Annotated in this window: 4 protein-coding genes; all 4 read left to right on the top strand. The window is 45.2% G+C overall.

Going from position 1 to position 11,583, the window contains the following annotated elements; genetic code table 11:
• Window positions 1-83: 83 nt before the first annotated feature.
• The gene (locus tag KCX82_RS06765) at window positions 84-1,115 is read left to right on the top strand and encodes a protein-glutamate methylesterase/protein-glutamine glutaminase (RefSeq protein ID WP_465250632.1); all 1,032 of its coding nucleotides are present in this window, start codon (window positions 84-86) and stop codon (window positions 1,113-1,115) included.
• Between the two features lie 198 nt (window positions 1,116-1,313).
• Window positions 1,314-4,418 (top strand): methyl-accepting chemotaxis protein, encoded by a 3,105-nt coding sequence (locus tag KCX82_RS06770; RefSeq protein WP_227017690.1) that lies wholly within the window; start codon window positions 1,314-1,316, stop codon window positions 4,416-4,418.
• 242 nt (window positions 4,419-4,660) lie between these two features.
• Window positions 4,661-7,948, top strand: a complete 3,288-nt coding sequence (locus tag KCX82_RS06775) for a methyl-accepting chemotaxis protein (protein WP_227017691.1) — start codon at window positions 4,661-4,663, stop codon at window positions 7,946-7,948.
• Window positions 7,949-8,205: 257 nt separating this feature from the next.
• Window positions 8,206-11,538, top strand: coding sequence for a methyl-accepting chemotaxis protein (locus tag KCX82_RS06780; protein WP_227017692.1), 3,333 nt, complete (start codon window positions 8,206-8,208; stop codon window positions 11,536-11,538).
• Window positions 11,539-11,583: the final 45 nt, after the last annotated feature.

Genomic DNA, 11,583 nt, shown 5'->3' on the forward strand with positions numbered 1-11,583 from the left:
TAGCAGTCTGTCATAACATTATGTGGCAGACTGTGTTGTTCAACTAAAAAATAGCAAGTGGAAAGGAGTGGATTTAATTGAAAGTGACTCGTAAAATCAAAGTACTCATTGTGGATGATTCACTTTTGTTTAGAGAAACTCTGGCTAGAGAATTCGCTAAGGATTTTGGTATTGAGGTGATTGGAACTGCTTCGGATCCATTTATGGCAAGAGACAAAATATTAGAACTAAAGCCAGATGTTGTGACCTTAGATGTTGAAATGCCGAAAATGGATGGGATAGAATTTTTAAAAAAGCTGATGCCCCAGTATCCGTTGCCGGTGATTGTAGTAAGCTCCGTAGGGAACAATGTTTTTGAAGCATTGAACGCCGGAGCAGTGGATTTTGTTACAAAACCGGATGCAGCTAAAAAAGGAAGCATGAACTCCTTTATTAATGAATTGATTGTGAAGATTAAAATTGCATCCACAGCTCAGGTCGGACAATTTAAGAAAGATTACGTTTCGGCAAAGCTGGTTACCGATAAAGGGACGGATATCGCCAATACCATCCTGGCAATTGGCGCTTCTACCGGAGGCACCGAGGCAATTTACAATATCATAAAAACCCTGCCGAGAGATATGCCGGGAATTCTGATTGTGCAGCACATGCCGCCTGTTTTTACAAAAATGTATGCAGACCGTTTGAATAATTCCTGCAAGCTGGAGGTGAAAGAGGCCGCAGACGGGGATCTTGTGAAACCTGGAAGAGTCCTGGTAGCGGCGGGTGATTTCCATATGAGGCTGGCAAAATCAGCTTCAGGTTACTTCGTAAAATGTGCCAGGGGAGAAAAGGTAAGCGGCCACTGTCCTTCTGTTGACGTACTTTTTGATTCCGTTGCTGAAGTTGCAAAGAATAAAGCAATCGGTGTCATCCTGACCGGCATGGGGAGTGATGGGGCAAAGGGTTTGCTGAACATGAAGAAACAGGGAGCATACACCATCGGTCAGGATGAAAAGACCTCTGTGGTATATGGAATGCCTATGGTAGCCTACAATATCGGTGCTGTAGACAAACAATTGCCCTTGGATAAAATTCCACAGGAGATTTGTGATCACCTGGCTCTTGAATTATAATGTAATAACCAATCAAACAAAGAAAATAATGGGATCATCTGATACAAATCAAATAAAGAAAATACTGGAATTATCAGAATCCATAGTGAAAAAACCATATTTTTGTCACAATATGGTTTTTTTTATTTAAGTTTACTATGCTCCTGCCGATATCTATATTGGGGAACTTATAATTTTACATAGAAAGGCAGGATAGAAATGGATAGTACAATTAAGAAACTAAGATTGGGGAAAAGAATTAAAGGCGGCTTCAATCGAGTCACATTTGTAATTATTTTAATGATGGTAATCTGCATTGTATCCAATATCATCTTGGTATCTTATGCCAGAGGCCTTTATGACGGACCTTATAAGGAGATGAAATTAGTCGGTGAGATCGGGGTACAGCTTGAATATCTGCAGCGGAATATTTATACCGGAATTGCCGAGGATGATCCGACATTAATCACCAATGCGGTGAATCGGCTGGATGGCATCGTAACCGATTTGAATGACAAAGTTCAGGAGCTAAAAACAATCGTCCCGGAAAAGGAATTATACGATATTAATGTTTTTCAGAGGCAGATCGAAAGCACGAAGCCGATTTTGGAACGGATCAGCACGCATCTTATTACCTTTGATGAGAATAACGACAATGAATATGTAAAAGCTCTCATCATTATGAGAAATGAAGTGATTCCCATATTCAGCAACGCAGAACTGACGCTGAATGTTTTAAATAAAAGAGCCGAGCAAGCCGCTGCGGATTATCTTGACAATGCAATGAAGGCACAGATTTTAGTGGTGAGCCTCATGGTGGTTTGCCTGCTCATCGTTATCGGAGTCTCCGCAAAGATTAGCAAGAGACTGGAAAAGGAAATCCTGACACCGGTTAATGAGCTGGTGGAGGTCAGTACCAAATTGGCCAACGGAGATCTCGATATTGAAATTACCTATGATAAACAAAATGAACTTGGAGTACTTTCAGCCAGTATGCGCGGAATCGTTGCCTCTCTCAGAGATCTCATCGACGAAGCCAATGCTCTTACCATGGGTGCCATTGAAGGAAAACTGGATACCCGCGGCAATGCTGATCACTTCCAGGGCGGATACCGCCAGATTATCCTGGGTGTCAATAATACCCTGGATGCATTGACAGGCCCGTTGAACACATCGGCTATCTATCTGGATCAGATCAGCAAGGGATACATCCCTGAAAAAATCACAGAAGAATATAATGGTGATTTCAATGATATAAAAAACAGCTTGAATACTTGTATTGATGCTGTTAATAACTTGATTTCGGATACGAACATGCTGGTAACCGCAGCCGTATATGGGAAACTGAATACGAGAGCCGACAGCAGCACCCATGGAGGAGATTTTGCAAAAATTATCGAGGGCGTGAATAAGACCTTTGACATCCTGGTTGGCCATACCAGTATTCTGCCTTCACCTGTAGTTATCATGGATAAAGAGTACAATGTTTTATACAGCAATAAAATCGCAGCTGAATTGGCCGGCATGTCAGTGGATGAATTTATCGGTACGAAATTTTATGAAAGCTTCCAAACAGATGACTGCAATGAGCAGAATTATACTCTGCTGGAAAAGCTGATGGAAGGGGAGCAGCTTAACGGAGATACCGTTGCCCATGTAAACGGAAGAGATCTGGAAATATCCTACACAGCACTTCCGATCAGGAATGAAGAGCAAGAGATCATAGGGGCATTAGAGCTTATGGTTGATCAAACTGAAATTAAAAAAGCCATGAGAGAGGCAGAGAAAAATGCTGCAATCGCCAAGAAGCAGGCGGCCTATCAGGATCGAGAGGTTGAAAGCTTAATCGTCAATCTTGAGAAGCTGGCCAACGGTGATCTCAATATAGAAACCTCTGTCAATGAGACAGACGAGGATACTGCCGGAATTGGTGAAAATTTTGAAAACATTAATGAAAATCTAAATAAAAGTGTAAAAGCAATCAGAAATTTAGCCGACGATGCAAGAATCATGATCACCAGAGCAGTCGAGGGAGACTTGAGAAGCAGAGCGGATGAAACGAAGCACAGCGGGGAATACGCTGAAATCATGAAAGGCTTCAATGCTACTCTGGATGCTGTAATTGCACCAATCGAAGATGCTTTGGCTGTTTTGATGGAAATGGAAAGCGGGAATCTCCATGCAAGGATGGAGGGCGAATATCTCGGTGATTACAAAATCATTAAAGACACCATGAACGAGACCATTTCCAACATTTTGGACTATATCAGCGAGATCTCCGCCGTTCTTACGGAAATAGGCGACAGAAATCTGAATGTACATATTACCGCAGACTATCGCGGAGACTTTGTTACCATCAAAGACTCATTGAATAGCATTATCCTTTCCCTGAGCGAAGTGCTGGGAGATATCAATAACGCCGCAGAACAGGTTACTTCCGGATCCAGGCAGGTGTCGGACGGAAGCCAAACCCTTTCACAGGGCTCTACACAGCAGGCCAGTGCCATAGAAGAGCTGACGGCTTCCATTACGGAAATTGCATCCCAGACAAAGCAAAATGCGGTCAATGCCAATGAGGCAAGTTCCTTGGCCCTTCATGTAAAAGATAATGCGGCACAGGGAAATGACCAGATGAAAGAAATGCTCAATGCCATGGAAGAAATCAACCAATCTTCCTCAAACATTTCCAAGATTATCAAGGTCATTGACGATATCGCATTCCAGACCAATATCCTCGCCTTAAATGCCGCTGTGGAAGCAGCGAGGGCAGGACAGCACGGAAAAGGCTTTGCAGTAGTCGCAGAGGAGGTCAGAAGCCTGGCGGCCAGAAGTGCTGAAGCAGCCAGAAACACAACGGATCTCATCGAAGGTTCCATCGGCAAGGTGCAGACCGGAACCAGAATTGCCAATGATACGGCTACAGCCCTGAATGAAATTGTAGCCGGTATTGAAAAGGCTGCAGATCTCGTTGGAAATATCGCAACGGCTTCCAATGAACAGGCATCAGGCATCGCTTTGATCAATCGGGGGATCGAACAGGTTTCGCAGGTTGTTCAGAACAATTCGGCTACCGCTGAGGAAAGTGCTGCTGCCAGTGAGGAATTATCGAGTCAGGCAGAGCTGTTGAAGGAAATGGTCGGCAAATTCGAACTGTTCCAGGGCTTCAATACCCTGACCGGAGATGCTCCGAGATTGCTGAATCCGGCAGATCAGGAAACAGAGCCGGAAAAGGATTCGGAGTCTGAGAAAGATCAAGAACCTGAGGCCGGGACGCAAGATGCTCCGAAAATATTAGTCAACGATGAGGAAATGGATAAATACTAAAAAAATTTGACGGATACGGTATCTATTGAAACAAGGTAAAATAAAGAATCAGAACAGGGATTTCCGCCGATTGGCGGGGATCCTTGTCTTTTTTTCTTTTTCCCGGTGATAGTTTATCCATGAATTTGGGTAAAAACATATAACAGCAAAAAAGACGCTTGTCAGGGGAAGGCTTTTGTCATTGCTGAAAAAAGATCAGTACGCATGCGAACAACTAATTCAATATAAAAGGAGGGCTAGAAATGAAATTGAATTTATCAAAGAAAATAGCATTATTTATTGGAATTGTCGTCATCATATTATCGTCTGTATTGGGATTAGTTGCACTAAAGCTGAGCTCCAATGCTCTGATAAGCCAGCAGGAGGAGATGATGCTGCATTATGCGGAAGAAAGTGCCAACTATATAGAATCATCTGTTTCTAAGAACCTGGCGGTGCTCCTTGAGGTAGCAGGCAAAGTTGAGAATGCCGGCATGGATTGGAATACCCAAAGAGCTTCACTCTATGGAGATGTAGAACGCCTCGGATACCTGGATATGGCTGTTGTATCTCCGGAGGGAAAGGCCCTTTATGTAATCAGCGGCGAATCTGCAGACCTTAGCGACAGGGAGTACATAAAAAAGGCCCTGAACGGAGAAGCGAACATCTCCGGCGTCATTATCAGCAGTGTGACCGGAGAACCGGTGATCATGGAGGCTGTGCCAATAGAAGTGAATGGACAGGTTTCGGGAGCATTGATCGGAAGGCGGGACGGAACCGCATTAAATAAGCTTACAGACAACTTAGGACTGGGAGAAAGAGGATATGCCTTCCTTTTGGGAGCGGACAGCACCTTGTATGCGCATCCCAATAAGCAGATGGTGCTGGATCAAAGGAATGTTTTTCAAGAGATTGAAACCGGGGGCACCTTGAAAAACTTCGGTATCTCACTAAAAGAGCTTGGTATTGGAAAGCCCGGAATGGCTAATTATGATTTGGACGGTGACAGCCGGCTTACGGCGATGGTGCCGGTACCCAATACGGATTGGTCTCTGGGGATCGGAAATTACAAAAGCGATGTGCTTGCAGGAGTCAATCATCTGCGTATTGCGATTCTTATCATTGCCCTGGCTATCATTGCCGCCGGCATAGCAGCCGCAGTATTCCTGGGAAATAAAATCAGCAAGCCCATCAGAGATCTGAAGGAGATGGCAGATAAGGTCGCTTTGGGGGATGTGGATGTCAATGTGGAGACCAACTTGAAAGATGAAGTAGGAGAACTGGTGGCAGCCTTCGGTGCCATGGCAGGCAATATCAAAGAACAGGCAGAGGCTGCAAAGAGAATTGCGGCAGGAGATCTGAACCTGGAAATCAAACCAAGATCGGATAAGGATGTGCTTTCCATCAGCATGATATCTGTGATTGAAACCTTGCGGGAATTGGTAAAGGAAGCCGAGCTGCTTACCTCTGCGGCTATTGGGGGCAGGCTGGATACCAGAGGTGATACGGATAAATTTAGCGGCGGTTATAAAGCGATTGTAGAAGGGTTCAACACCACCCTGGATGCCATTGTAGAGCCTTTAGATATTGCATTGCATTATATTCAGAAGATGGCTGACGGTGACGAACTTGAATTGCTTGAAAACACCTATCAGGGAGAGTATGGAAAATTAATAGGCAACCTTACCATGGTAAGAGAATCCCTGTACACCCTGATCAATGAATCAGGAAAGCTTACCAGAGCCGCAGCAGAGGGAGACTTGTCCTATCGTGCGGATGTCAGCAAATTAAAAGGCGTTTATGCTCAAATTGTAGACGGAATAAACGGCGCATTGAATTCCGTAATTGAACCTTTGCAAATGGCAGCGGAATACATGGAAAAAATCGGGAAGGGGCAGATTCCGGAAACCATTACGGATACCTACTATGGTGATTTTGACCACATAAAAGGAAGCATTAATGCCTGCATTTCCGGTCTTGGCGGATTGGTTGAAGGAAAAGAAATTCTGGAAGCCATGAGCCACAATGATTACACCCGAAATGTGGAAGGAACCTATTCGGGAATTTATGCAGAAATTGCTCATTCCGTCAACATGGTAGGTGCAAGCATCAATCATACCATTGAGATCATGAACCATATCGCGAGAGGAGATCTTTCAGATTTAGAAGAGCTGAAGAGCATCGGCAGAAGAAGCGAGAACGATTCCCTGATGCCTGCCATTATTATCATGATGGAAACGATCAAAGCACTGGTCGAGGAGACCACGATCCTGGCATCAGAAGCAATAGAAGGAAATTTGCATGCAAGGGGAAATACGGAGAAATTCAGCGGCGAGTACGGTAAAGTGATAGAAGGTATCAATGAAACCCTCAATGCTGTTACCGCGCCTATCGCAGAGGCTTCCTCCGTACTTCGTGAAATGGCTGCAGGGAACCTGCATGTGAGAGTCAATGGGTACTATCAGGGCGATCATGCGGCAATCAAAGATGCATTGAATGAAACAGCAGAAAACCTGCTCACATATATCAATGAGATCTCCAGTGTACTTGCAGAGGTTGGAAAGGGCAACCTGAACCTTGCCGTTACCGGAGATTATAAAGGAGATTTTATTGAAATCAAAAAATCACTGAATCTGATCATCAATACCTTAAGTGAGATTCTGGGAGATATCTACCAGGCATCAGAACAGGTAGCTTCCGGATCAAGGCAAGTGTCAGACGGAAGCCAGGCCCTTTCTCAGGGATCTACGGAACAGGCAAGTGCCATTCAGGAGCTGACTGCTTCCATTTCGGAGATCGCATCACAGACAAAGCAAAATGCGGTCAATGCGAACCAGGCCAGTGATCTGGCTTCCGAAGCAAGTGAAAACGCCAGGAAGGGCAACGGTCAAATGCAGGAAATGCTGGCTTCCATGATAGAAATCAGCCGTTCCTCAGAAAACATATCGAAGATTATAAAAGTCATTGATGATATCGCATTCCAGACCAATATTCTGGCTCTGAACGCAGCGGTGGAAGCTGCAAGAGCAGGTCAGCACGGGAAAGGCTTTGCCGTAGTAGCGGAGGAAGTTCGGAGCCTGGCGGGCAGAAGTGCGGAAGCAGCAAGAGAAACCACCGAACTCATTGAGGGTTCCATTGCCAAAGTCCAAGCCGGAACAAAGATTGCTGATGAGACCGCTTCTTCTCTCAATGAGATCGTACAAGGTATCGAAAAAGCTGCAAGTCTTGTAACCAATATTGCCGACGCATCCAATGAACAGGCCTCAGGGATTGCCCAGGTCAATAAAGGGATTGAGCAGGTTTCACAGGTGGTGCAGAATAACTCTGCAACTTCAGAAGAAAGTGCTGCTGCCAGTGAACAGCTTTCAAGCCAGGCAGAGCTGCTGAAGGAAATGGTGGGAAGATTTAAGCTTCATAATGGCAGTACCGGGCTGCCGGGATTTGACCGGAAGCTTCTGCAAGAAGGTGATACCCCTGGCTTTGCCGGCGCAGCTGAGGAAAGAGCAAAACCAAGAATTATGTTCGATCAGGATGAATTTGATAAGTACTAAGCTATAAATTCTGCCATATGGGTTTCCCATATGGCAGAATCATTATCGAGGTGCGTTAAATGGAAATTTAGGATGGATCTAAGGGTCCGGATACAGGGACGAGCTTGAATCAATTTAGCTGTGATGAAAATTATTGGTGAAATATGGAATTATTTGTTTTTTTTTATTAAGTTTTGTCCGAATTTTCCGATAAGTAATGTAAGGAACTTGAGTGAGTAGCAAAAGTCTAAAACTTAATAATGAAGAGGTGGGGCATGATGAAAACGAAAAGAAGCTTAATGACGAAAATTTTATGTATGGTCGGAATTCCTGTAGTCGTTACCTATTGTATTGCAGCGGCCATCGCACTAACTGCCGTTAATCAGTCTGTCACAAAGCAGACAGAAAACGGACTTTCCGCGGAATCCCAGGCTGCTTCCCATGAGATAGCCGGAACCTTTCTTACGTATATGGAAATTGCGGATCAAATGGCGACGAACAGCCAGCTTCAGGCACTCTTTCAAAATACGGTACCGGGAATCGTCATAACCGGTGCTCCGGGATTTGCCGAAGTGAAAAATTCACTGATCGCCGTACAGCAGACTGATTCTGAGAACATTATGGCTGCTTGGATTGTAGACATGGATACCAGTCAGCTTACCCAGTCTGACGGATATCTGTCGGCTCCGGATTGGAATGCAACGAAGAGACCCTGGTACGAGCCTTTGCTTAAAAAACAGGGTGTGATTCTGACGGCCCCCTACGAAGACACTGCAACAAAGCTAATGGTTGTCAGTGCCATTGCTCCTGTTTATAAGGCCGGAACCAAGGAGCTCATCGGCGTAACGGGGATCGATTTCAGTATCGACAGTATCAACTCCATGCTAAAAGGCTATACGCTGGGAAAGACCGGTTTCTATATCCTTGCCAGCGGCGACGGGCAGGTTATTTATCATCCCAACGAGACCTATAAAAATGTGAATATATCCGAAACCGAGATGTCTGAAAATATTAAAACAGCCATTCTCGAAAAAACGGAGGGGAATATCCAATATACCAGTGACGGAAAGCAAAACCATGGATATCTTTCCCCGGTAGGTGAGACTGGATGGGTGGTTGTAACGGGCCTCCCCGAGAAAGAATTCAACAGCACGTATTTTGCCGTTCAAACCATTATTCTGCTGATCTTTGGTATTGCTCTGGTGATTATTTTATTACTGCTGGTCTTTACCTCATCCAAAATCGTCAAACCGATTAAAAAACTGGCCCTTGCCGCCGATCAACTGGCGTTGGGGGATGTGGAAGTGAATATCGACAACGTTAAGGATGTCAACGACGAAATCGGTGAATTAACGTCTGCCTTTGGCAAAATGGCAGACAACATTAAGGCGCAGGCTTTGGCGGCAGACAAGATTGCTTCCGGGGATTTATCCCTTGAGGTCGTTCCCAGATCTGACAGGGACGTTCTTGCATTCAGCATGATTTCCGTTATTAAAACGCTTAGAAACCTGGTAGAAGAGGCAGAGGATCTGACTCGTGCGGCAGTGGACGGCAATCTTGACATGCGGGGAAATGCAGATCGCTTCCATGGGGGATATCAGGAAATTATCAGCGGGTATAACAATATCCTGGATGGCATTGTAAGCCCGCTGCGCACTGCTCTCCGATATATTCAGGAAATGGCTGACGGCGGTAATCTGGAGGTTTTGGAGAATCATTACAAAGGAGAATATGGAGTCCTCATCGATAACCTGAATATGGTTCGGGTGTCCCTATATACCTTGCTTGGAGAATCCCAAATGCTGACGAAGGCGGCAGAAAACGGAGATTTGTCGTATCGGGCAGATCTCAGCAAATTAAAAGGCGGCTATGCGGAAATCGTAAGCGGTATGAACGAAGCTCTGGATGCTGTAATTGGGCCGCTCCAAATAGCTGCAGACTACATGGAAAAGATCGGAAAAGGTGAAATACCGGAACAAATTACCGACACTTATTATGGGGACTTTGATAGAATCAAGGAAAGCATTAACGGCAGTATCAGAGGATTGGGAGCACTGGTGGAAGGAAATGAAATTCTGTCCAGAATGAGCCTTAACGATTTTACCGGTAAGATTGACGGCAAGTATCTGGGAATCTATGACGAGATCTCTCAGTCGATCAATACAGTTTCCTACACCATCAATCAGGTAATCTCCATTATTAATAATGTATCTGTCGGGAACCTCATCAATCTGGATCAGCTGAAAGAAACCGGTCAATACAGTGAAAAGGATACCCTGACCCCATCTCTGGCAATGATGATTGAAAATATCAAATTGCTGGTAGAGGAAACAAAGAAACTGTCCAATGCAGCCGTAAAGGGAGAACTGCAAACCCGTGCGGATGTGGACAAATTCCGCGGTGAATATGCGGTGGCGGTACAAGGCATCAATGACACCTTGAACGCAGTGATTGACCCCATAGAAGAAGCCTCTTCCGTACTGAAGGAAATGGCAAAAGGCAATCTGAAGGCATCCATGACGGGTTCCTATCAGGGCGAGTTTGCCGTGCTGAAAGAATCCTTGAATGAAACCATTGAGAATATAGCAACCTATGTGAGTGAAATTGATATGGTATTATCCGAGATTGGAAACGGAAATCTGGAAATTTCCATCACAGCGGATTATAAGGGAGACTTTATCGAAATCAAAGACTCTCTCAATAACATTATCCTGACCTTAAATCAGGTTCTGGGAGATATCAGCGACTCTGCGGAACAGGTTGCTTCCGGTGCCAGACAGGTTTCCGACGGAAGCCAGGCTTTATCCCAGGGCTCCACTGAGCAGGCCAGCTCCATCCAGCAGCTGACAGCCTCTATTGCAGAGATTGCTTCTCAGACGAAAGAAAATGCCGTCAAAGCAAATGAAGTATACCAGTTGGCACAGGGTGCAAAGGAAGGCGGTGCGAAAGGAAATGAAAGCATGAGAGAAATGCTTGCTTCCATGGCTGAAATCAACCAGTCCTCCGCAGATATCCAGAAGATCATCAAGGTTATAGATGATATTGCCTTCCAGACCAACATCCTGGCCCTCAATGCAGCCGTGGAAGCTGCAAGAGCGGGCCAGCACGGAAAAGGCTTTGCCGTAGTTGCAGAGGAGGTCAGAAATTTGGCTGCCCGAAGTGCTGATGCAGCCAGAGAGACCACGGAACTCATCGAGGGATCCATCAGCAAGGTCCAAAATGGTACGAGAATTGCCAATGAGACAGCTGTAGCCCTGAAAGAAATAGCCGATGGCGCCGTTATATCTGCTTCCAAACTCAGTGAGATTTCCAATGCCTCCAACGAGCAGGCAACCGGAATTTCTCAGATCAACATGGGAATAGAGCAGGTATCCGGAGTAACCCAAAATAACTCAGCAACAGCAGAGGAAAGCGCGGCTGCCAGTGAACAGCTGTCCAGCCAGGCTGAGCTTTTGAAAGAAATGGTGTCAAGGTTTAAATTAAGTAAGACTGTCAAAGCAATCGGAGCCAGAGAAATAAAGCTTTTAGGCAAGGGCGGGAAGACACCGGAATCCGCTCAGGCCACCGGCCCAAGAATCATGCTGGATTCCAACGAAATGGATAAATATTGATCTGAAACAGCCGTGTTTCGATAACCGGTAACTTTTCAATAATCG

Origin of the sequence: Sinanaerobacter chloroacetimidivorans (assembly GCF_018128545.1) — a bacterium.
Taxonomy (GTDB): domain Bacteria; phylum Bacillota; class Clostridia; order Peptostreptococcales; family Anaerovoracaceae; genus Sinanaerobacter; species Sinanaerobacter chloroacetimidivorans.

Excerpts from the sequence above, each read along its gene's own strand:
- KCX82_RS06775 (WP_227017691.1), top strand. The coding sequence starts at position 4,661 with ATGAAATTGAATTTATCAAAGAAAATAGCATTATTTATTGGAATTGTC.
- KCX82_RS06770 (WP_227017690.1), top strand. The coding sequence starts at position 1,314 with ATGGATAGTACAATTAAGAAACTAAGATTGGGGAAAAGAATTAAAGGC.
- KCX82_RS06780 (WP_227017692.1), top strand. The coding sequence starts at position 8,206 with ATGAAAACGAAAAGAAGCTTAATGACGAAAATTTTATGTATGGTCGGA.